General features: G+C 65.7%; 17 protein-coding genes. 5 read left to right on the top strand and 12 right to left on the bottom strand.

Annotated elements, in window-relative coordinates; translation table 11 throughout:
• Window positions 1-103 precede the first annotated feature (103 nt).
• Window positions 104-796, top strand: a complete 693-nt coding sequence (locus VSX79_RS03365) for an alpha/beta fold hydrolase (protein ID WP_326914408.1) — start codon at window positions 104-106, stop codon at window positions 794-796.
• A 106-nt stretch (window positions 797-902) separates the two neighbouring features.
• Here VSX79_RS03365 and VSX79_RS03370 read toward each other — a convergent pair whose 3' ends face one another.
• A complete protein-coding gene (locus VSX79_RS03370; RefSeq protein WP_407697244.1) occupies window positions 903-1,961 on the bottom strand; it encodes a 5-methyltetrahydropteroyltriglutamate--homocysteine methyltransferase in 1,059 nt (352 codons plus the stop codon).
• Window positions 1,962-2,041: 80 nt separating this feature from the next.
• Here VSX79_RS03370 and VSX79_RS03375 point away from each other — a divergent pair, with 80 nt between their 5' ends.
• Complete coding sequence (locus tag VSX79_RS03375) at window positions 2,042-3,607, top strand: long-chain-fatty-acid--CoA ligase (RefSeq protein WP_179499371.1); 1,566 nt, start codon at window positions 2,042-2,044, stop codon at window positions 3,605-3,607.
• Between the two features lie 161 nt (window positions 3,608-3,768).
• Here VSX79_RS03375 and VSX79_RS03380 read toward each other — a convergent pair whose 3' ends face one another.
• From VSX79_RS03380 to VSX79_RS03400, 5 genes are read right to left on the bottom strand one after another with little or no spacing between them, the layout of a single operon-like run.
• Window positions 3,769-4,440 (bottom strand): spermidine synthase, encoded by a 672-nt coding sequence (locus tag VSX79_RS03380; RefSeq protein WP_179499370.1) that lies wholly within the window; start codon window positions 4,438-4,440, stop codon window positions 3,769-3,771.
• A 7-nt stretch (window positions 4,441-4,447) separates the two neighbouring features.
• Window positions 4,448-5,698, bottom strand: coding sequence for an N-succinylarginine dihydrolase (locus VSX79_RS03385; RefSeq protein ID WP_179499369.1), 1,251 nt, complete (start codon window positions 5,696-5,698; stop codon window positions 4,448-4,450).
• A 3-nt stretch (window positions 5,699-5,701) separates the two neighbouring features.
• The gene (locus VSX79_RS03390; RefSeq protein ID WP_179499368.1) at window positions 5,702-6,703 is read right to left on the bottom strand and encodes an arginine N-succinyltransferase; all 1,002 of its coding nucleotides are present in this window, start codon (window positions 6,701-6,703) and stop codon (window positions 5,702-5,704) included.
• Window positions 6,700-7,911 carry a hydrolase gene (locus VSX79_RS03395; RefSeq protein WP_179499367.1) on the bottom strand — a complete coding sequence of 404 codons (1,212 nt, stop codon included), beginning with the start codon at window positions 7,909-7,911 and terminating at the stop codon, window positions 6,700-6,702. The genes VSX79_RS03390 and VSX79_RS03395 overlap by 4 nt, the downstream gene beginning before the upstream one ends.
• A 48-nt stretch (window positions 7,912-7,959) precedes the next feature.
• A complete protein-coding gene (locus VSX79_RS03400; RefSeq protein WP_179499366.1) occupies window positions 7,960-9,174 on the bottom strand; it encodes a hypothetical protein in 1,215 nt (404 codons plus the stop codon).
• Between the two features lie 239 nt (window positions 9,175-9,413).
• Here VSX79_RS03400 and VSX79_RS03405 point away from each other — a divergent pair, with 239 nt between their 5' ends.
• Complete coding sequence (locus tag VSX79_RS03405) at window positions 9,414-10,589, top strand: GGDEF domain-containing protein (RefSeq protein ID WP_326914410.1); 1,176 nt, start codon at window positions 9,414-9,416, stop codon at window positions 10,587-10,589.
• A 2-nt stretch (window positions 10,590-10,591) separates the two neighbouring features.
• On the opposite strand, the gene VSX79_RS03410 is transcribed toward VSX79_RS03405, so the two are convergent.
• A complete protein-coding gene (locus tag VSX79_RS03410; RefSeq protein ID WP_179499364.1) occupies window positions 10,592-10,891 on the bottom strand; it encodes a WYL domain-containing protein in 300 nt (99 codons plus the stop codon).
• A gap of 168 nt (window positions 10,892-11,059) precedes the next feature.
• On the opposite strand from VSX79_RS03410, the gene VSX79_RS03415 reads away from it, so the two are divergent.
• Window positions 11,060-13,153: a malate synthase G gene (locus VSX79_RS03415; RefSeq protein ID WP_326914411.1), complete on the top strand. Its 2,094-nt coding sequence runs from the start codon at window positions 11,060-11,062 to the stop codon at window positions 13,151-13,153.
• Window positions 13,154-13,284: 131 nt separating this feature from the next.
• Here the strand turns inward: VSX79_RS03415 and guaA are convergent, their stop codons facing one another.
• Window positions 13,285-14,871 carry a glutamine-hydrolyzing GMP synthase gene (guaA, locus tag VSX79_RS03420; protein ID WP_179499362.1) on the bottom strand — a complete coding sequence of 529 codons (1,587 nt, stop codon included), beginning with the start codon at window positions 14,869-14,871 and terminating at the stop codon, window positions 13,285-13,287.
• 198 nt (window positions 14,872-15,069) lie between these two features.
• Between guaA and VSX79_RS03425 the strand changes: the two genes are divergently transcribed.
• The gene (locus tag VSX79_RS03425) at window positions 15,070-17,583 is read left to right on the top strand and encodes a TonB-dependent receptor plug domain-containing protein (protein WP_326914412.1); all 2,514 of its coding nucleotides are present in this window, start codon (window positions 15,070-15,072) and stop codon (window positions 17,581-17,583) included.
• 45 nt (window positions 17,584-17,628) lie between these two features.
• Here the strand turns inward: VSX79_RS03425 and VSX79_RS03430 are convergent, their stop codons facing one another.
• The 4 genes from VSX79_RS03430 to VSX79_RS03445 all read right to left on the bottom strand — a co-directional run bounded on the left by VSX79_RS03430 (window position 17,629) and on the right by VSX79_RS03445 (window position 21,548).
• Window positions 17,629-17,898 (bottom strand): hypothetical protein, encoded by a 270-nt coding sequence (locus VSX79_RS03430; protein ID WP_326914413.1) that lies wholly within the window; start codon window positions 17,896-17,898, stop codon window positions 17,629-17,631.
• Between the two features lie 62 nt (window positions 17,899-17,960).
• Window positions 17,961-19,010, bottom strand: a complete 1,050-nt coding sequence (locus VSX79_RS03435; protein WP_326914414.1) for a glycosyltransferase family 4 protein — start codon at window positions 19,008-19,010, stop codon at window positions 17,961-17,963.
• Window positions 19,007-19,879: a UDP-2,3-diacylglucosamine diphosphatase gene (locus tag VSX79_RS03440; protein WP_326914415.1), complete on the bottom strand. Its 873-nt coding sequence runs from the start codon at window positions 19,877-19,879 to the stop codon at window positions 19,007-19,009. The genes VSX79_RS03435 and VSX79_RS03440 overlap by 4 nt, the downstream gene beginning before the upstream one ends.
• A gap of 229 nt (window positions 19,880-20,108) precedes the next feature.
• Window positions 20,109-21,548 (bottom strand): aldehyde dehydrogenase family protein, encoded by a 1,440-nt coding sequence (locus tag VSX79_RS03445; RefSeq protein ID WP_326914416.1) that lies wholly within the window; start codon window positions 21,546-21,548, stop codon window positions 20,109-20,111.
• Between the last annotated feature and the right edge of the window lie 116 nt (window positions 21,549-21,664).

A 21,664-nucleotide genomic window follows, 5' to 3' on the forward strand; every position in this document is an offset into this window, starting at 1 on the left:
GAGGCGCGTAGCGACGAAGCAATCTCCAGCTATCGGCATGCCGTGTCGCAAGCTGGAGATTGCTTCGCTGCGCTCGCAATGACGAAGCATAAGGATTGAACCCATGCCTCTCCCCATCGTCCTCATCACCGGCCAGCTTCTGACCGAAGCCGTCTGGCAGCCCTTGCTCGATGCGTGGCCCGACCGCGAAGTCATCGTCGCCGACAATCAAAGCGACGACACGATCGAGGGGTTTGCGCAGCGCCTGCTCGACAACGCCCCGCTGAAATTCGTGCTGATCGCCCATGCGATGGGCGGCTTTGTCGCGTTCGAGGTGATGCGCCACGCACCCGAACGGGTCGCGAAGCTCGCGCTCATCTCGACGCTTGCCTCAGCCGACGGCCCGGCGCAGACCGCGCGGCGGCAGGGTTATATCGACCTGGTGACAAACGGCCGCTTCGACCAGGTCGTCGAAGAGCGCATCCCGATCCTCTTCCCCGAAGAGAAACGCGACGACGAACGGCTGCTCGGCATTGCGCGGCGGATGGCGGCGGACACCGGCGCCGACATCTTCCTCGCGCAGCAGCGCGCGATCATGGCGCGCATCGACAGCCGCCCGCGGCTCGGCGAGATTGCGGTGCCGACCTTGCTGATCTGGGGCGAGAAGGACGGCATCACCAGCCGCGCGCACCATGACGAGATTTTAGAGGCGATTGCGGGCGCGCGGTTGGAGGCGATTCCTGGCGCCGGACATCTGCCGACAGTTGAGGCGCCCGAAGTAGTGGTCCCGTTGCTGACCGAGTTCATGGACGGATAGCCATCGTCATTGCGAGCGAAGCGAAGCAATCTCCAGCTATCGACCTCGCGTAAGGTTGATAGTGGAGATTGCTTCGTCGCTACGGTCCTCGCAATGACGAGTGGAGCTATTTCAACTCCGCCCGCACCATCGCCGTCCCATCGACCATCGCCTTCAGCTTCGCCAAGCTATGCTCGCGGCTGTGATATTTCATCCCGCAATCGGGCGCGATCCAAAGCCGCTCGGCGTCGACGTAACGCAGCGCCTCGCGGATGCGGTCCGCGACCACCTCGGGCGTTTCGACCTCGGGAATCGACAGGTCGAGCACGCCGTACATGATCGTCTTGGTCGGCAGTTCGGTCAGAATGGCAGGGTCGAGCCCGGGCTGCGCCGCCTCGATCGAGATGACGTCGATCGCCGACGCTTCGAGTTCGGCGAGGAAATCATAGGCCTTGGGCTTCGGCCCCGTCGCGCCCGCGCCGTGGTGGACCATCGCATAGCCGAAACAGATGTGGAGCGCGGTCGTGCCACCGACGCCGTCGAGCGCGCGGTTGATCGCCTCGATCGCGTAGGCGTTCGCCTCGGCGGCGCGCGCCTGCAAATAGGGTTCGTCCAGCTGGACGACATCGACCCCGGCCGCGAACAAATCCTTGACCTCGGCGTTGACCGCATCGGCATAGTCCATCGCGAGTGCGCGCGCGTCGGGATAATAGCCATTCTCCGCCTGCTGCGTCATCGTGAAGGGACCGGGCAGGGTGAGTTTCACCGGTTTCTCCGAATGACGCCGCAGGAAGGCCGCGTCCTGTGCCTCGATCGGCGTGACGCGGCGGATCGGGCCGGAGACGAGCGGCACCGGATTGGCGTTGCCCGTGCGGTCGATCGCGGTGCCATGCTTCTCGCGGTCGATCCCCGACAGCGCGGTCGCGAGGCGGTTCGAATAGCTTTCGCGGCGCATCTCGCCGTCGCCGACGATGTCGATGCCGACCTCTTCCTGATCGCGGATCGCCATCAAGGTCGCGGCCTCTTGAGCGTCGGCGAGCCAGGGTTCGGGGATGCGCCACAGCGTCTCGGCGCGCACGCGCGGGGGCAGGCTGGCCTTCAGTTTTTCGCGATCGATCAGCCAGTCGGGCTGGGGGTAGCTTCCGACGATCGTCGTCGGCAATATGGGGCGGTCGAACAAGGTCAATCCTCTCGATTTTTGGGCTGGCCAAACATTTGCTTAGTATTCTATCTAATTCAAGTCGAAACGACGGTTGGGAGAGCAAAATGATCGATCTGGAGGCCATCCGGACGCTGGCGGATATTCCGGCGGCGCAGGCGCGGGTCAGGGGCAGCGCGACCGCGGTGAAGTTCGGCGAGCGCGAGACGAGTTTTGTCGAACTCGATGCGCGATCGAACCGCGTCGCGAACGCGCTGATCGCGTCGGGCGTGGCTCCCGGCGACCGTGTTTCGGCGCTGACCAAGAACCATGACAGCTGGTACCCGCTCTTCTTCGGCACCGCCCGTGCGCGCGCTTGCTTGGCGCCCATCAACTGCCGTCTCGCGCCTGCCGAAATCGGCTTCATTCTGGGCGATGCGGAACCGAAACTGTTGTTGGTCGGCGAAGATTTCTTTGATTCTGCGCTTGCTGCGGTCGCGAACCTTCCGGCGCGGCCGCGCCTGATCGCGCTGTACGGCGAACATCCGGCGTTCGAGCCGTTCGATGCGTGGCTGGGCGAGGCATCCGATGCCGCCATCGTCGATCCGCCGCGGCTAACCGACGATGTGCTCCAGCTCTACACCAGCGGCACGACCGGCCTGCCCAAGGGCGTCGTGCTGACCAACGCCAACTATCGCACCTTCCTTGAGGCCGCGACCCAGGTTGATGGCTTTGCCTATGGCGAGGACGAGACGGTGATGATCGTCATGCCCTTGTTTCACGTCGCGGGCACCAATGTCAGCTTCTCGGGACTCGCGCAGGGCGGGCGGCTGGTGCTCGTCAAGGATTTCACGGCCGCCGACGCGGTACGCATGATGCGCGAGGAGAATGTCGCGCACGCCTTCCTCGCGCCCGCGATGATCCAGATGATGCTGCTTCAGCCCGATGCGGCCGCGAGCGCCTATCCGCAGCTCAAGTCGATCGCCTATGGCGCGTCGCCTATCGCGGAAGATGTGCTGCGCCGCGCGCGCGCGACCTTTGGCTGCGACTTCGTGCAATTCTACGGCATGACCGAGTCCGCCGGCGGCGGTTCGTACCTGTCGCCGAGCGCGCATGACCTGCCGGGTAAGCTCACCTCATGCGGTACGCCGTGGCCGGGCGCGGCGATGGCGATTCTCGATGGTGAGGGGCGCGAACTCGGCGATGGCGAGATCGGCGAGATTGCGATCCGCGGCGGTATCGTGATGAAGGGCTATTGGAACCGTCCTGCTGCGACCGAAGAGACGCTTGCGGGCGGCTGGCTCCACACCGGCGATGTCGGTTACCGCGACGCCGACGGCTTCTACTACGTCCACGACCGGATCAAGGACATGATCGTGTCGGGCGGCGAGAATGTCTATCCGGCCGAGGTCGAGAGCGCGATCATGGGCTGCCCCGGCGTTGCCGACGTCGCGGTGATCGGCGTGCCCGACGACAAATGGGGCGAGGGGGTGAAGGCGCTGGTGGTGCCGGCGGCGGGTGTGACGCTCGATCCCGCCGATATCGTCGCGTGGGCGCGGACGCGGATCGCGGCGTACAAGGTGCCGAAAAGCATCGAGTTCATCGACGCGCTGCCGCGCAATCCGTCGGGCAAGGTGCTGCGCCGTGAACTGCGTGCCCCTTATTGGGAAGGGCGCGATCGCGCGGTGGGGTAAGCGTGTCTGCTTTGGGGTGGCTATCGGCCGTTCGTGCACCCCGGCGAAAGCCGGGGCCCAGTGCGGAAATATTCCAGGTTAGCGCCATCTTTCTGGACCCCGGCTTTCGCCGGGGCACACATCTCTATCGGCCGCTTCCGGCCGCAAAGTGGACGACAGGCCTATCGCGTCCGCGCAAACCAGATGACGTGCCGTGCGCCCTTGCCGTTGCTGCGGGCGCGGACGGTGACTTCATCGACCGCGAAGCCCGCCGCCGTCAGTCGACGAGTGAATTGCGCGTCGGGGGCCGCCGACCAGATCGCGAGCACGCCGCCCGGCCGCAGCGCCGCCTTGGCCGATGCGAGACCCGAGGCCGAATAGATGCCGTCGTTGGCCTGCCGGACCAGTCCGTCGGGGCCGTTGTCGACATCGAGCAGGATCGCGTCGTAACAGTCGCGCCCAGCCGCGATCGCCGCCGCGACATCGCCGATGACCAACTCGACGCGCGGATCGTCGAGGCAGGTGGCCGCGAGATCCGCCATTGGTTCGCGCGCCCAGTCGATGATTTCGGGGACGAGCTCGGCGACGGTGACCTTCGCGGCCGGGCCGAGCGCCGCGAGCGCCGCGCGCAGGGTGAACCCCATCCCATAGCCGCCGATCAGCAGGTGGGCGGTATCGGGGTTCCGCAGCCGCTCGCAGCTCATCACCGCCAGCGCTTCTTCGGAGCCGCTCATCCGGCTGTTCATCAATTCATTGCCGCCGATCACGATGATGAAATCGTCGCCGCGCCGGTAGAGGCGCAGTTCGTCGCCACCCGGAATCTGCGCGGTGTCGATCAGTTCGCGGACTTTCACCAGTCGATCAGTTCAGCTCGCTCAGCCCAAGCTCGGCGAGCAGGGCGTTTCGCGCCTTGCGGACGTCGCTTGCCAGCGCCGCCGAGGCGAGGTCGCCCGGCACGATCGCTTCGGGCCAATGTTTCGCCACCACGCCGGCAATCCGGTCGAGCTTCGCTTCGTCGGCGATGAAGCGCGGATCGACCGTCCGGGGATCGGCGACGACGCGCAGCCGCAGGCAGGCGGGGCCGCCGCCATTCGCCATCGATTGGCGCACATCGACGGGCAGCAATCGGCGGATCGGACCATTGCCCGCGATCATGCCCTGCAGCCAGTTCCACACCGCGGGCGTGGCCTGCGCCTCGGTCGGCAGCACCAGTCCCATACCGCCGCCATCGGGCAGGCTGACGAGCTGCGCGTTGAACAGGTAGGATTTGATCGCGTCGGGCAGGCTCACCGCGCTCGCCGGCACCTCGACGATCTCGACCTGGGGGAAGGCGGCACGGATTTCCGCATGCGCGGCGTCGCGGTCCTCGAACGCGGTTTCGTGCGTGAAGAGGACATGCTCGTTCGCGACCGCGACGACGTCGTTGTGGAAGGCTCCGCCCTGGATCGCGGTGTCCGACTGGCGGATGAAAAGCGTCCGGGCCGGGTCGAGCCGGTGCAGCCTGGCGACCGCTTTCGACGCGTCGAGATGCTGGCGTGCCGGGAAGCGACCGCCCCCGACGCCATAGACGAAGATTTCGACGCCTTGCCCGTCATGCCCGTCGCACAGCCGCATATGGTTCGCCGCGCCCTCGTCGCCGAAGGGAGCGGGGATGGGGGCGTGCACCGCGAAAGCGGGATCGGCGAAGGCGAGCCGCAGCTGCGCCAGCGTGCCCGGCCATTCGTGGCTGCGGTGCGGCATGGTGACGAGGTTCGCGGCGGTCAGGTGGCATTTGCCGTCGGCGCTGTCGGGCGCAGGGGAAACGGTCGCCGCGTTTGCGGCCCACATCGACGACGCCGACCAGGCCTGCGCGCGCAAATGTCCCTCGGCATCCTCCGGCGTCGTGCCCAGCGTTTCAAGCCACGGCGCGTCGGGACGATCGAGCGGCATGAAAAAGCCCTGGGGCAGACCGAGCGTGAGATTGTGGCGCATCTTCTCGATGCCCTGCAGCGCCGCGGCGCGCGGCTGCGATACATCGCCGGCATGGCTGGCCGACGCGATATTGCCGCGGCTCAGCCCCGCATAATTGTGGCTCGGGCCGATAATCCCGTCGAAATTGATTTCGGTGAGCATGGCCTAGCGTCCGATCCAGCTGATCGCGTCGCCCTTGCCGACGCCCAAAATGCGCGCCGCCTCGGCATCGATCGTCCCGTCGGCACCGATCTTTCCGAAGCAGCAGCGAAACTCCGCAAGCCGCCCCGTCGCGACCAGCGCATCCACGCCGCCTTCGGCAATGCCGGTGATTTCGATATGTCGGGCATCGCGGATACTCGCGACCTGATCGGTGCGCGCGGTCATGGTCGGGCCACCGTCGAAGATGTCGACGTAATTTTCGAAAGCGAAGCCTTCATTCTCCAGCATCCGCATCGCGGCGCGCCCGGTCGGGTGGGGGACGCCGATGACGCTGCGCGCATGTTCGCCCAGCATCGCGATATAGACGGGATGCTTGGGCATCAGGTCGGCGATGAACTGGTTGCCGTGGACCGCGTTGAACTGGTCGGCTTCCTGGAAGTTCATCCCGAAAAATTTGCCCGCGACACCGTCCCAGAAGGGCGAGCCGCCGGCCTCGTCGATCACCCCGCGCAGCTCGGCGAGGATGCGGTCGCCGAAGCGCGGCCGGTGGCGCGCGATGAACAGGTAGCGCGAGCGCGCGAGCAGCAGCCCCAGCCCGCCCGCGCGTGCCGCCGGGTGCAGGAACAGCCCGCCGACCTCGCTCGCGCCGTTGAGATCGTTGCTCAGCATCAGCACCTGCGCATGGAAGGTGCGGTTCAATTGCTCGCTATGCTTGCTGTCGGTGCCGATGCGATAGGAGTAGAAAGGCCAGCGTTGCCCGACCTGCCCGAAAATCTGGCAGGTGCCGCGCACTTCGCCGCTGTCGAGGTCTTCGAGCACCATCAGGTAAAGCTCGTCCGCCGGATATTCCTTCTCCGAAGCAAAGCCCGCTTCGGCACGCTCAAGCTTGGCGCGCAGCGCCTTCTTGTCGGGGGGCAGGTTGGTGAAGCCGCCGCCGGTCAGCTTTGCCATCTCGTAGATGCTCTGCAGGTCGCCCGGTTTGGCCGCCCGGATCACATAATTCACACCGTCCCCCGTTCCGCTATTCTTGTCATGGTCAGCGCCGACAGCCGCGCGCGCTCGGCGAGGCTGTCGACGATCAGAAATTCGTCCGCGCTGTGGATCGCCCCGCCGCGCGGACCCATCGTATCCACCACAGGAATACCGCACGCCGCGATATTGTTGCCGTCGCACACGCCTCCGGTCGCGTTCCAGCCGATCGGCGGCAGGCCCAGTGCCGCGCCGCAGTCGCGCACCAGTTCGAACAATCGCGTCGCGGCGGCATCGAGCGGCTTGGGCGGGCGGTTGAAATTGCCGTGAATGTAGCAGTGCACGTCATGGTCGCGCGAGACGGCTGCCACCGCCGCGCGCAGCGCCGCCTCCGCCTCGACCATCGCCTCGGGTGTGGACGGACGCATGTTGACGCGCAGGATCGCGCTGTCGGGGACGACATTGTTGGGCCCGCCGCCGTCGATCTTCGCGGGATTGACCTTCAGCGCCGGCGATTTGAGCGCCGCGAGCCGCAGCGCGAGGTCGGCCGCGGCGAGCAGCGCATTGCGCCCGTCGTCGGGATTGCGCCCGGCATGCGCCGACAGCCCGTGGACGATCACCGAGAAATTGCCGCTGCCCGGCCGCGCGCCGGCGAGCGTGCCGTCGGGCAGCGCGGGTTCGTAGGTCAGCGCGGCGGTCTTGCCCTTGGCCAGCTCGGCGATCAGCGCGGCCGACGCGTGACTGCCCGTCTCCTCGTCGCTGTTGATCATCACATCGTAACCGACGCGGCCTGCCAGCGGCGAGGCTTCAAGCGCGTTCAGCGCCGCGAGGATTACCGCAATCCCCGCCTTCATGTCGGCGGTGCCGGGGCCGTTGAGCACGCCGGGTTCGAGCCACTTCAGCGTCTGGAACGGATGATCGGCGGCGAACACCGTGTCCATATGGCCCGTCAGCAGCAATTGCACCGGCGCGTCGGGCCGCACGCGAAGATGCAGATGGTCGCCGCGCTGTGTGGTCTTGATCTGGCCCGCCGCATCGACGTTCTCGACCGGATCGGGGGTGACGAGCCGTATCTCGCCGGGCAGCACGGCAAAGGCGTCGGCAAGCTGGCCCGCGACGATCTTGAGTCCCGCGAGATTGCCCGTGCCGCTATTCACCGCCGCCCATTGCTCGACCTGTGCGAGCATCGGCGCATCGGCGGCGCGGTCGAGCACGGGGGCTTCGGCGGTCGTGATGGATGTCATGCGCCGGCTATAGACGTCCGTGCCGCCCTTTTGCCACCCCCGACGACGCTACGGAGTCTTCGCCGCGGGAGCTGCCGGTTTGAGCAGCGGCGTATAACCTCGAAGTTGCAGCGCCTTGCGCGGCGAAAGCGTCGCGGCGAGCGTATCGAGCGATTGGTGCGCGCGCGCGTCCTTGCGCTGTGCGAACAGCGTGCGCGCGAGTTCGACCTGCGCGCGCTGCCGCACGTCGAGGTTGCCGAAGGGGTCGAAGAAGGAATCGATCCGGGCCTGGTCCTTGACCCCGGTCCAGGCGAAGGGCCGGGTGCTCGCGGTGTCCCCGGCGATGGCGGTATAGCTCCGCGCGGCCTCGGCGAGCGATAGTTTGCCCGTCAGTACGGCGTATCGCGTCTGGAACAGCCGCGCTTCGGGCGATGCATTGGCGCCGGTGAAATCGGTAAGGACGCGCTCGACCCAGCCCCAGTTCACTACGCCCGTAGTCGCCTGCATCCCGAGCAGGTTGAAGGCAAGGATCGCGCCGCGATGCTCCGCCGTCGTCGCGGCACGCACGGCAGCGTCGTCGGGGCGACCGAGGCTCGCGGCCGGCACGAGTTCGATCGCGGGGTCATGCTTCAGGATCGCCTCGATGTCGGGTTTGTGGAAATATCCAACGACGACGACGATGGTTTCGCCTTTCCGCTTGTGCGCGATCGCGCGGATGCGCTGCGCCTGCATGAAGGTGCGATAGAGATAGAGGCGGCGCGGCAGGTCGCGATCGGCGCGCGGCGCGGGTTCGCCCGCCCATTTCTGCAGCGGCGCAAGCGTCGCCGGATCGTCGGCGGAAAGGAAATCCCAATCGAGGATCTTGCGGTCAGGAAAGGTCAGGAAGCCCTGAAAGCCTTGTGCTTTGCGCACTTCGAGCGGCGTGTCGAGGTCGAGCCCGAAGCCGAGTAACTGGTCGTCGACCGGCGGCATCCAGTCGATCGGGCAAAGCTCGGTCGGGTTATTCGCCGCCCAAGGCAGGATGATGCCCTGGATCTCGTATGTGAATTCGTAAAAATCTTGCCGCGACGCTTGTTCGGGCGGGCGCTCGATGCAGACTGCGGCGGGCTTCACCAGATCGAGCCACGCCGCGAGCATCCCCGGCTGGTCCTTCTCGGCGACAAGCTGCGCGCTATGGTCGACGCCGAGAATCGCGAGCCGCGTCCTGATCTTTTCGGCTTCGGCAGGTCGCGGGAAGGCCGCCGCGAGCAAAAGCAGGAGGCAGGCCAGGGCATGATGCGGCATGGTCGATTTCCTCGATCGAACGGGGGAAAGACCGCATAGCATGGGTTCCGTTCGCGACAAGGCGCGGTGCTGCGGCCCATGTCCGCGCGCGGGTAATGATGTCGCCGCGATACGGTAAATCACTGCTGCCGGCCGCATAATCGGTTATGAACGCGCCCGAATCGTCCCGGATCGCAATATATTAACCGAAACTTCGGGACAGCCTGCTTACGCTGGCCGAAACCAGATTGAGTGAGCCGATGTCCATCGCCTTCGTCCTAGGCATCAACATGTCCGTCGCCGGCGTTTTTGCCGTCGCCTTCGCCGTGGTTGCGGCGACGAACCGCACCGCGCGCGGCGCCAGGTGGCTCGCGGCGGGCTATGGACTCGGTATCGTCAATGTCGGCCTCGAATTCCTGCTGACGTGGCAGGTCGATCCGACGCCCATCGGCATCGGCATATTCCTCGTCTTCCTCCTCGCGCTCAGCTTCGCGCTGGTCGGTGTCGCCCGCCACTATTGCACCGCACCGCCATGGGTCGCCATGGCCGCAATATGGGTGCTCACGATCCTCGCCGTGCCCGCGATATTCAGCTTGGCCTATGGCTCGATGCCGCGGCTGATGCTCTATCAGCTTCCCTATTTCGCGATGCAGCTACTGATCGCTATCGTGATCTGGCGCTCGGGCCGTCGCCAGCCGCTCGATCTGCTGCTGATCGCGCTCCAGCTTGTCGCGGCGACCATCTATATCGCCAAGCCGTTCATCGCAATGACGATCGGAACGGCGAGTTCGCCGCAAGGTTATATGGCGACGACCTATGCTGCGATTTCGCAGAGCGGGAGCGTCGTCACCTTGATGGCGATCGCGCTCGTCATGCTGCTCATCATGATGCGCGACACGACGGCGGAGATGGTCGTGCGTTCGGAAACCGATCCGCTTTCGAGCGTGCTCAACCGGCGGGGCTTCGAACATCATGCCGAACTGGCGTTGCTGCGCGGGGGGGAGAGTGCCGTGCTGATCGCCGCCGACCTCGATCATTTCAAAAGGATCAACGACAGCTTCGGCCACGCCGCGGGCGACGGGGTCATCGCGCATTTCGCCGCGATGCTGGTCGATACGGCGCCTCCCAATGCGATTGTCGGGCGGATCGGCGGCGAGGAATTCGCCGTACTCCTTCCCGATGCCTTGCTGTCCGACGGCCGCATCTACGCCGAAGCGGTGCGCACCGCCTTTGCTGCGGCGCAATTGCCGGTGCTCGGCGTCGATCGCGGCTTTACAGCGTCCTTCGGCGTCGCCCAGCGCGCGTCCGACGATTCGCTGTTCGAACTGTCGCGCCGCGCCGATGCCGCCCTCTATCGCGCCAAGGCCGGCGGGAGGAACCAGGTTCGCGTGGCGCTCGGCGAACTGTCGTCGGCGCCCGTCATGGGCGCTGCCTGACCTCAGACCGCGAGCAGCGGCGTATCTTCCTCGCGCGGCGGCGCGGCCTCGAAACCGGGGAGGGGCTCGAATCCCTCGTCGCTGAGTTCGATCGACGCGAGGCCGCCGAGTTTGAAGTGGCCGAGCCGCGGATCCTCGTCTGACCGCCAGCTCTTGTTCAAATTCAGCGCGCTGATGAACAGGTCGCCGCGGCGTTCGAACAGCAGATGCGGCGCCAGCGTCAGCGTCTGGCCGTTATATTGCGCCGTCACCAGCTTCTTGCGAGCGATGGCTTCCATCAATTTCAGTCGTGTATCGTCCATGGATCCGGTCGTTTGGGGAGATATATATTTCGTTGTGCGCTGCAACGTAACCTACGCGGCGCGCATTGAAAAGCGCCCATTGCCAATCGAATCCAATCGCGGCATAGCGCAGCGGCCCTTTCCTCCCCGGGTCCACTGGCGCAGCCGCGCCGACCAGAGGGTGCTTGCATGACCGAATTTCTCGACCGTTCCGGCCTGTCCGTCGATTCGCGACTGGCCGTCTTCATCGAGCAGCGCGCGCTGCCGGGGACGGGGCTCGACGCTGCCAAGTTCTGGAGGGACTTCGCGGACTTGCTGGGCCGGTTCGCGCCAGAGAACGCCGCCTTGCTCGCGAAACGAGAAGATTTGCAAACGCAGATCGATGCCTGGCATCAGGCGCGCGAAGGGCAGGCACACGACCCCGCCGCCTATCAGGTGTTCCTCCGCGAGATCGGCTATTTCGTTCCCGAACCCGCACCTTTCAAAGTCGGCACACAGAATGTCGATCCCGAGATCGCGACGATGGCGGGGCCGCAGCTCGTCGTGCCCGCGCTCAACGCACGCTTCGCGCTCAACGCCGCCAACGCGCGCTGGGGCAGCCTCTACGATGCCTTCTACGGCACCGACGCGCTCGACGCGCCGCCGGCGAAACCGGGCGGCTATGATCCTGCTCGCGGCGCGGCAGTCATCGCGCGCGCCAAGGCGTTCCTCGACGATGCGGCGCCGCTCGCATCGGGCCGCTGGGCCGACTGGCAGGGCGGACAGCTGGCGCTCGCCGACCCGTCGCAATGGGTGGGCAGCAAGCCCGGCGGCATATTGCTCCGCCACAATGGCCTGCACATCGAACTGGTGATCGATCCCGACAGTGCGATCGGGAAAACCGATCCGGCGGGCATCGCCGACGTCATCCTCGAAGCCGCGCTGACGACGATCATCGACCTCGAGGACAGCGTCGCCGCGGTCGATGGTGAGGACAAGGTGCTCGGCTATACCAACTGGCTGGGCCTGATGCGCGGCGACCTTATGGAAAGCTTCGACAAGGGTGGCAAGACCGTTACCCGCGCGATGGCGGGGGATCGCGAATGGACGTCGCCATCGGGCGAGCCCTTCACCCTCCACGGGCGCAGCGTGATGTTCGTGCGCAACGTCGGCCACCTGATGACGACGCCGATGATCAGGCTGCCGAACGGCGCCGAGGCGCCCGAAGGCCTCTGCGATGCCGTCATCACCAGCCTTTGCGCGCTCCACGACCTCAAAGGCCTCGGCACGCAAACCAACAGCCGCGCCGGCAGCATCTATATCGTCAAGCCCAAGCAGCACGGGCCCGAGGAATGCGGCTTCACGAACCGCCTGTTCGACGCGGTCGAGGATATGCTCGGCCTCGCGCGCCACACGATCAAGGTCGGCGTGATGGACGAGGAGCGGCGCACCAGCGCCAACCTCGCCGCGTGCATCCATGCGGTGAAGGACCGTATTGTCTTTATCAACACCGGCTTCCTCGACCGCACCGGCGACGAAATTCACACCTCGATGCGCGCGGGACCGATGATCCCCAAGGGCGAGATGAAGGCGAGCGACTGGATCGCTTCCTACGAAGACCGCAACGTCCGCATCGGCCTCGCCTGCGGCCTTTCAGGGAAAGCGCAGATCGGCAAGGGCATGTGGGCGATGCCCGACCTGATGCGCGGCATGCTCGAGGCGAAGATCGGTCATCCGAAATCGGGCGCGAACACCGCGTGGGTGCCCTCGCCGACCGCCGCGACGCTGCACGCGCTACACTATCACATGGTCGATGTGTTCGCGCGCCAGAGGGAAATCGCGGGCGAGGCGGTGCCCGCGCTCGACCGGCTGCTCGCCATTCCCGTCGCGACTGGGCGCAACTGGAGCGAGGCGGAGATCACGCGCGAACTCGACAATAATTGCCAGGGCATCCTTGGCTATGTCGTGCGCTGGATCGACCAGGGCGTCGGCTGCTCGAAGGTGCCCGACATCGACGACGTCGGCCTGATGGAGGACCGCGCGACGCTGCGCATCTCCAGCCAGGCGCTCGCCAACTGGCTGCTCCACGGCGTCTGCACCGAGGCACAGGTCGATGCGGCGTTGGCGCGCATGGCGGCGAAGGTCGACGCGCAGAACGCCGGCGACCCGCTGTATGAGAAGCTGTCGCCCGACGGCATCGCATACCGCGCCGCGCGCGCGCTGATCTTCGAAGGCGTGAGCCAGCCGTCGGGCTATACCGAACCGCTGCTGCACAAATATCGCCAGATGAAGAAGGCGGACTGAAAGGGGCGAGGCCGATTCCGGTTCCGATGAGCCGATCCTGGCGCTGCCATCGCTTATAGCGGCGGTGCGAGATACATGGGCGCGCCCTTGGTTTCAGGGACGGGGCGACCGTCTATGTCCTGCCTCGCCTATCACTCCCACTCGATCGTGCCCGGCGGTTTCGACGTATAGTCATAGACGACGCGGTTAATGCCTTGCACCTCGTTGATGATGCGCGTCGCGCAGCGGCTGAGGAAGCTCGCATCGAAGGGGTAGATGTCGGCGGTCATGCCGTCGGTCGAGGTCACCGCGCGCAGCGCGCAGACATGGTCATAGGTGCGTCCGTCGCCCATCACGCCGACGGTCTTGACCGGAAGCAGCACCGCGAACGCCTGCCAGATCGCATCATACAGGCCCGCGTTGCGGATCTCTTCGAGATAGACGGCGTCGGCCTTGCGCAGGATGTCGCAGCGATCCTTGCTGACCTCGCCCGGGATGCGGATCGCGAGGCCGGGGCCCGGGAACGGATGGCGGCCGACGAAAATGTCGGGGAGCCCCAGCTCCTTGCCGAGCAGGCGGACCTCGTCCTTGAACAGCTCGCGCAGCGGTTCGACCAGCTTCATGTTCATGCGCTCGGGAAGGCCGCCGACATTGTGGTGGCTCTTGATCGTCACGCTCGGTCCGCCGGTGAAGCTGACGCTCTCGATCACATCGGGGTAAAGCGTGCCCTGTGCGAGGAAGTCGGCGCCGCCGATCTTCTTCGCTTCTTCCTCGAACACGTTGATGAATTCGGCGCCGATGAACTTGCGCTTCTTCTCGGGGTCGGTGACGCCCGCGAGGCCCGCCATGAATCGCTCCTCGGCATCGACGACGACGAGCGGGATGTTGTAATGGTCGCGGAACAGCCGTTCGACCTGCTCGCGCTCGTTCATGCGCAAGAGGCCGTGATCGACGAAGACGCAGGTGAGCTGTTCGCCGATCGCTTCGTGGATCAGCACCGCCGCAACCGCGCTGTCGACCCCGCCCGACAGGCCGCAGAGCACGCGCTGGTCGCCAACCTGCGCGCGAATCTCGGCGATCTTGGTGGCGCGGAACTCGGCCATCGTCCACTCGCCGCTGCAACCGCAGACGTGGCGGACGAAATTGGCGATCAGCTTGGCGCCGTCGGGCGTGTGGACGACCTCGGGGTGGAATTGCGTCCCATAATAGCGGCGCTCGTCGTCGGCGATCAGCGCGAAGGGCGCGCCGTCGCTGATCGCAACGATGCGAAAGCCCGGCGCGAATTGGGTGACGCGGTCGCCGTGGCTCATCCACACCTGATGCCGCTCGCCAACCTCCCACAATCCGTCGAACAGCACGCAGGGTTCGGTGACGGTCAGGAAGGCGCGGCCGAATTCGCCGTCGCGTTCGCCATCGACGCCGCCGGGTTCGACCTGGCCGCCGAGTTGCTGGCTCATCACCTGCTGGCCGTAACAGATGCCGAGGATCGGCACGCCGCTGTCGAAAATCGACTGCGGCGCGCGCGGGCTGCCGTCGGCGGGGACCGAGGCGGGCGAGCCCGAGAGGATCACGCCCTTCGGCTGCATCCGTTCGAGCGCGGCTTCGGCCTGCGTGAAGGGGACGATCTCGCTATACACGCCGGCCTCGCGGACGCGGCGGGCGATGAGCTGGGTCACCTGGCTGCCGAAATCGACGATCAGGATGGATTCGGGCGGAGTGGAAGAGTCTGGAGTCGGCATGGCTGGCCGATAAGGGCGAAGGCTCATGCTGTCCAGCGGTCGATATGGGGCGCCCGTCGAACGGGCATGGCCTCGACACATTGTTGCGACAATTGCGCGACATAGATGAACCGCGAACAAAGCGCGGCGTCAGCGGGCGTTAAGCGCTGCCATGCGAAGAAAAAAACGAAGACAGAAAAGAAACAAAGGCTCTCCCCCATGAATAACATCCGTCTCTCCATTTCCGCACGCGCCGCCCTGCTCGCCGCCGGAGCCTCGTTCGCGCTGCCGGTGATCGCAGCGACGCCGATCGGTCCCGCCGCGGCGACGGCGGTGGCCGAGCAGCCGGCCGAGGCCGCACCCGCGGCACCCGAGGATCAGGAGGAGGATGACGAATATAGCGAGGACGAGATCATCGTCACGGCCCCGCGGCTCGCGGGCCAGCTCGCCACCGACATCAGGGCCGAAGCCGAGCTCGATGAGGCGGCGGTCGCGAGCTATGGCGCCTCGTCGATCGAGGAATTGCTCGATGCGCTCGAACCGCAGACGCGATCGGGCCGCGGGCGCGGCGGGCGGCCGGTCATCCTCGTCAACGGCCGGCGCATTTCGGGCTTCGGCGCGGTGCGCAACATCCCGCCCGAAGCGATCGCCAAGGTCGAGATTTTCCCTGAGGAAGTCGCGCTCGAATATGGCTATGCCGCGACCGAGCGCGTCGTCAATTTCGTGCTCAAGCCCGATTTCCGTCAGATTTCGGTCGAGGCGGAAGCCGGGATCCCGACGCAGGGCGGGCAATTCAAGAACGAGCTCGAGCCCGCCTTCATGGCGATCGGCGACAACGGCCGGCTCAACCTCAATGCGAGCTGGGAGCATCAGACGATGCTGCGCGAAAGCGAGCGCGATCTCGTTTACGACGATCCCGTCCTCGCAGCCGGCGCACCCGCGCGCAGCCTGGCCGCCGCGAGCGACGAATATGTCATCGACGGCACGCTCGTGCGTAACATCGACAAGGTGACCGAGGCGTCGGTCAGCCTGCGTTTCGACCAGACCGACAGCCTGTCGCTGCTCGGCCCGCGGAACGGCAATCCCGACGATCCCCGCCGCCGCGACACCCGCTCGCAGAACTGGACCAGCTCGGCGAGCGTCAACGGCATGCTCGGCGACTGGCGCTGGTCGGTGACCGGCAATTATGCCGACGCCGACCAACGCACCTTCACCGAACAGGAAAGCGGCGCGCGCGACCGGTTCGACAGCAGCCAGCAAAGCTTCGGCACCAACGCCAATATCTCGGGCAGCGTCGTCGACGGCTGGGCGGGGCCGATCCGCGCCTCGATCACCGGCGGCTATAGCGGGCAGCGCTTCGACAGCCGCACCGAACGCGGTCTCGACATCACGACGACCGAGCTGGCGCGCGACACGCCGAGCGTCTTCGGCTCGCTCACCGTCCCGCTGCTCGACCCCGAATATGATGTCGGCAATATCGGCCGCCTGTCGCTGACCCTCAACGCCCAAGCCGAGCGACCGAGCGACTTTTCCGCGCTGACGAGCTGGGGTGCGACGCTGAACTGGGGCATCACCGACAATCTGTCGCTGCTCACGAGCTTTTCCAGCGACGAAGCGGCCCCCAGCATGACCCAGCTCGGCGCGGCGCCGCTCGAGACCGAGGGCGTGACCTATTATGATTTCCAGACCGGCCAGACCGTGTTGATCAACACCATCACCGGCGGCAATCCCTTCCTGCTCGCCGAGCAGCGCCGCGACCTCAAGGTCGGGCTGAACTGGGAGGTGCCGATGGTCGAAGGCCTGCGTTTCTCGATCAACTACAACCGCAACCAGAGCAACGACACCGCGAACAATTTCCCACTGCTGACCCCAGAGATCGAGGCGGCATTCCCCGGCCGTGTGATCCGCGACGACGACGGGACCCTGCTCGCGATCGACCAGCGTCCGGTCAATTTCGAACGCGCGACCAATTCGCAGATCCGCTGGGGCTTCAATTTCGGCAGGAGCTTTGGCCAGGGCGACGCGGGCGAGGGTGGCGGCCGCGGGCGTTTCGGCGGCGGACGCACCGGCGCTGGCGGTCCGCCCCCGGGCGATGCCGACGCGCCGCCGCCGCGTGAGGGCGGCGAGGCCGCACCGCCGCCCGCCGAAGGACAGCGGCCCCCGGCCGAAGCAGGGGAGCGTCGCGGCGGCGGCGGGGGCGGTTTCCGCGGCCGCGGCGGCGGGCGTGGCGGCATGTTCGGCGGACGGCAGCAGCAAGGCGGACGCTGGCAGGTGTCGCTCTACCACACCGTCAAGCTGACCGACAAAGTGCTGATCGGACCGGGCGTCCCCGAACTCGACCTGTTGAACGGATCGGCGACGGGTAGCGGCGGCGGCACCAACCGCCACCTCGTCGAACTCGACGGCGGCCTGTTCTACAAGGGCTTCGGTACCCGGGTCAGCGCGAAATACGACAGTGGCAGCAGCATCGTCGGCGGCGCCAATGGCGACCTGAAGTTCCACGATCTCGCGACGTTCAACTTGCGCTTCTTCGCCGATTTCAACCAGATGCCGAAGCTGACCGACGACCTGCCTTTCCTGAAAGGATCGCGCCTGCGCCTGTCGGTCAACAATCTGTTCGACGCGCAGCGCAAGGTGACCGACGCCAGCGGTGTCGTGCCGCTGAACTACCAGCCCGGCTATACCGATCCGCTCGGCCGCTATGTCGAGCTGGAGTGGCGCAAGGCCTTCTAGGCCGTCGCGGGAAGGCGGCTTTGGGGTGGGAAGCGGACGCTCATGCTATCGGCTGAATGCGACAATCTCGCTGAGCGCAAAGGGCGGCTGCGATACCGACTCGTACCAGTCGGCGCGAAACTGCGGAAGTTTCTGCAAGTGACGCAGCAGCAAATCCCATCCCGCGGTCTCTTCGTGAAACGACCAAGTCGTATCACCCGCAATGATGTCGCAGTAGATTAGATCTGTCGTGATTTCATCGCGCTTATAGAAGGTCACTCTCTCGATATCTCGGAGAGGTAGCCGGGTGAGCAGTTGATCATTGATACGGGACATCGACCGATCCTGCATCGTTTCCGATATGTCCGCAATCGGTCGCTTCCTGCCGTCCCCGTAATCTACGCGAGCCGTGGCATCGCGGCCGGGGCGCCCGCCCCCGGACCGGCCGGCAGGAACGTCAGCGCCTTCACGAATTGCGCCGTGCACGACGACCAGCTGTAGCGCGTGCCGAGCGCCGCGGCGTCGCCCCGATCGCATAGCAGCGCTGTGTCGATGGCGCGGCCGAGATCCTCGTCGAGCGCCCCGGCGCCATCGCGCACGATATCGCCGGGGCCGGGCACCGGATAGGCGCCAACAGGCGTGCCGCAACTCAGCGCCTCGATGATGACCAAGCCGAAGGTGTCGGTGCGGCTGGGGAAGACGAAGACGTCGGCGCCGGCATAGGCGGCCGCGAGCGTTTCGCCGCCCAGCTTGCCGAGGAACAACGCACCCGGATGCCGCGCCTTCAATTCGGTGAGCGCGGGGCCGTCGCCGACGATGACTTTCGTGCCCGGCCGGTCGCAATCGAGGAAGGCGCCGATATTCTTTTCGACCGCGACGCGCCCGACATAAAGCTGGATGGGCCGTGCCAGCCCCTCAAATGCGGGGTGCGGGGCGCGATCAGGGCGGAACAGGTCGTGATCGACGCCGCGTTCCCACATCATCGTCTGATCGAGGCCCTGTTCGGCGAGTTCGCGCGCCAGGCTACGCGTCGCGACCATGATGTGCCGCGCCGGGCGGTGAAACCAGCGGATGAAGCGCCAGACGAAATCGGGCGACACGGGCAGTCGCGCCGCGACATATTCGGGAAAGCGCGTGTGATAAGCGGTGGTGAAGGGAAAGCCGTTGTCAAGGCACCAGCGCCGCGCGGCGAGGCCGAGCGGCCCTTCGGTCGAAATATGGATCGCCTGCGGTGCGAAAGCGCGGATACGGCGCCCGACCGCGCGCCGGCCCGCAAAGGCGAGGCGGATTTCGGCATAGGAGGGGCAGGGTATCGAGCGGAACAGGTCGGGCGAGATCACCCCGACCTCGTGCCCCGCGGCGCGCAATTCGCCGATCGTCGCCTGCAGCGTGCGGACGACGCCGTTGACCTGCGGCTCCCACGCGTCGGTGACGATCAATATCCTCATGCGGCGGCGGGCAGCGCGAGCTTCGTCGGGGCGTTGCGGGCGGCGACCTCTTCGGCCCAGTAGAGGATTTCCATCGTGCCGTCATGATGTTCGACCAGCGCGGTGCAGCCTTCGACCCAGTCGCCGTCGTTATAATATTCGGTGCCCTCGATCTCGCGCATCTCGGCGCTGTGGATGTGCCCGCACACCACCCCATCGACCCCGCGCGAGCGTGCGGCGTGGGCGACGACCTCTTCATAGCGGCCGATGAACTGGACTGCGTTCTTGACCTTGTGCTTGGCGACCATCGACAGCGACCAATAGGGCAGGCCGAAAGCGCTGCGGATACGGTTCACCACCACATTGCATTTCATCAGCGCGGTGTAGGCGGCATCGCCGACGAAGGCGAGCCAGCGGTGTGCGAGCATCACCGCGTCGAACTCGTCGCCATGGACGACGAGCAATTTGCGGCCGTCGGCGGTCTCGTGCACCGCCTCGCGGCGGATTTCGACGCCGCCGAAATCGAAGCCGTCGAACGGCTTGCACATTTCGTCATGGTTGCCGGGAACATAGACGACGCGCGTGCCGCGCTTGGCGCGCTTGAGCACGCGCCAGACGACGTCATTATGCTCGGGCGGCCAGAAATGGCGCTTCTTGAGCCGCCAGCCGTCGATGATGTCGCCGACGAGATACAGTGTCTCGCAATCGACATGGTCGAAGAAGTCGATCAGCAGCGGCGCGTTGCACCCGCGCGTGCCGAGGTGGATGTCGCTGACCCACACGGTACGATAGCTGCGGCGTTCGCCGATCACGCGCTCGGGGATATGCGGGTCGGTCGTGAAGGGGTCGGGAAAACGCGCGGGGATGGGCAGGGTCGAAATCGTGGCCATGTCACACTCCGTAAGCAGCCTCTGGCTGCCCACGGCCTAGACAGGAGTTTTGTGACACTGTGCGATTCAAAACCGCGTCGGTTCGGGGACGGTTTGAAGGCGGTTTGGTGACGGACGAAGGATTTTATCCTCGTCATTGCGAGGAGCCGAAGGCGACGCGGCAATCCAGAGCGTGCGTAAACCGCCCTGGATTGCTTCGCTACGCTCGCAATGACGAGATGGAGGGAGCCTAGGTTCGCCTGATCACCAAATTCCTGATTTCGCTCATATCTTCCATCGCGAAGCGCACGCCCTCGCGGCCGAGGCCCGAGTCCTTCACCCCGCCATAGGGCATATTGTCGACGCGGTAGGACGAGACATCGTTGACGACGATGCCGCCGACGTCGAGATGATCCCATGCGTCGAGGACCTTGTGGATGTCGCGCGTGAACAACCCGGCTTGCAGCCCGAACTTGCTGTCGTTGACCTCGGCGAGGGCGGCTTCCCAATCGGTAAATTTCGACAGGATGACGACGGGGCCGAACGCCTCCTCGCGCACGACGTCGGTGTCGGACGGCACGTTCTCAAGCAGCGCGGCTTCGAGCATATTGCCCTCACAGCCGCCGCCCGCGAGCAGGGTCGCGCCCGCGGCCACCGCCTCGTCGATCCAACCCTTGAGCCGCTGCGCTTCCTTCCCCGAAATCATCGGCCCGATGAAAGTATCGCGCAGCTTCGGATCGCCCGATTTCAACGTCTTGACCTTCGCGGTCAGCATGTCGCGGAAGGTCTCGTAGATATCCTCATGGATGATCACGCGCTGCACATGGATGCAGCTTTGCCCCGACTGGTAATAGCCGCCGAAGATGATCCGCGCGAGCGCATGGTCGAGGTCGGCATCCTTGTCGACGATCACCGCGGCGTTGCCACCGAGTTCGAGCACGACCTTCTTCTTTCCCGCCTTCGCCTTCAAATCCCAGCCGACGCCCGGCGATCCGGTGAAGGACAGGAGTTTCAGGCGCTCGTCGGTGGTGAACAGGTCGGCGCCCGCGCGGGTCGCGGGCAGGATGCTGAACGCACCCTCGGGCAATATATCGCATTCGGCGAGCACCTCGCCCATGATGATCGCGCCGAGCGGCGTCAGCGACGCGGGCTTCATCACAAAGGGGCAGCCCATCGCGATCGCGGGCGCGATCTTGTGCGCGGCGAGGTTGAGCGGGAAGTTGAACGGCGAGATGAAGCTGCACGGACCGATCGGCACGCGCTTCCACATCCCCATATAGCCCTTTGCGCGCGCCGAAACGTCGAGCGGCTGGACCTCGCCATAATTGCGCGTCGCTTCCTCGGCGGCGATGCGGAAGGTATCGATCAGGCGGGTGACCTCACCCTCGCTGTCGGCGATCGGCTTCCCCGCCTCGACGCACAAAGCATAGGCGAGTTCGTCGAACCGCTCCTGAAATCGCCCGACGCAATGGCTGAGCACATCGCGCTTCTCGAAACTCGCCAGCCGCGCCATCGGCTCGGCGGCGCGCACGGCGCCCGCGATCGCTTCGTCGATGACGTCGGGGGTCGCGAGCGCGGTGCGGAATGCAACCTCGCCCGTGAATTTGTCGATCACCTCGAGGTCGGTGTTCGGCTGCACCGCCTTGTTGTTGAGATAGAGCGGATAGACGTCTTTCAACTTCACAATCATTCTCCGACACTCTGAAACATTGTCATCCCCGCGAAAGCGGGGACCCAGGGGCGGCATTAACCGTTCAGCCGATCATACAAATCGACCCATTGTGGATTGTCGCGTTCAATCAGCGG

Source organism: Sphingopyxis chilensis (genome assembly GCF_035930445.1).
Taxonomy (GTDB): domain Bacteria; phylum Pseudomonadota; class Alphaproteobacteria; order Sphingomonadales; family Sphingomonadaceae; genus Sphingopyxis; species Sphingopyxis chilensis.

What these genes read in the sequence shown, in the direction of transcription:
- VSX79_RS03395 (WP_179499367.1), bottom strand. Translation starts at nt 7,911, where the DNA reads ATGACATCCATCACGACCGCCGAAGCCCCCGTGCTCGACCGCGCCGCC.
- VSX79_RS03375 (WP_179499371.1), top strand. Translation starts at nt 2,042, where the DNA reads ATGATCGATCTGGAGGCCATCCGGACGCTGGCGGATATTCCGGCGGCG.
- VSX79_RS03415 (WP_326914411.1), top strand. Translation starts at nt 11,060, where the DNA reads ATGACCGAATTTCTCGACCGTTCCGGCCTGTCCGTCGATTCGCGACTG.
- VSX79_RS03385 (WP_179499369.1), bottom strand. Translation starts at nt 5,698, where the DNA reads ATGCTCACCGAAATCAATTTCGACGGGATTATCGGCCCGAGCCACAAT.
- VSX79_RS03400 (WP_179499366.1), bottom strand. Translation starts at nt 9,174, where the DNA reads ATGCCGCATCATGCCCTGGCCTGCCTCCTGCTTTTGCTCGCGGCGGCC.
- guaA (WP_179499362.1), bottom strand. Translation starts at nt 14,871, where the DNA reads ATGCCGACTCCAGACTCTTCCACTCCGCCCGAATCCATCCTGATCGTC.
- VSX79_RS03365 (WP_326914408.1), top strand. Translation starts at nt 104, where the DNA reads ATGCCTCTCCCCATCGTCCTCATCACCGGCCAGCTTCTGACCGAAGCC.
- VSX79_RS03445 (WP_326914416.1), bottom strand. Translation starts at nt 21,548, where the DNA reads ATGATTGTGAAGTTGAAAGACGTCTATCCGCTCTATCTCAACAACAAG.
- VSX79_RS03410 (WP_179499364.1), bottom strand. Translation starts at nt 10,891, where the DNA reads ATGGACGATACACGACTGAAATTGATGGAAGCCATCGCTCGCAAGAAG.
- VSX79_RS03405 (WP_326914410.1), top strand. Translation starts at nt 9,414, where the DNA reads ATGTCCATCGCCTTCGTCCTAGGCATCAACATGTCCGTCGCCGGCGTT.
- VSX79_RS03440 (WP_326914415.1), bottom strand. Translation starts at nt 19,879, where the DNA reads ATGGCCACGATTTCGACCCTGCCCATCCCCGCGCGTTTTCCCGACCCC.
- VSX79_RS03430 (WP_326914413.1), bottom strand. Translation starts at nt 17,898, where the DNA reads ATGTCCCGTATCAATGATCAACTGCTCACCCGGCTACCTCTCCGAGAT.
- VSX79_RS03435 (WP_326914414.1), bottom strand. Translation starts at nt 19,010, where the DNA reads ATGAGGATATTGATCGTCACCGACGCGTGGGAGCCGCAGGTCAACGGC.
- VSX79_RS03425 (WP_326914412.1), top strand. Translation starts at nt 15,070, where the DNA reads ATGAATAACATCCGTCTCTCCATTTCCGCACGCGCCGCCCTGCTCGCC.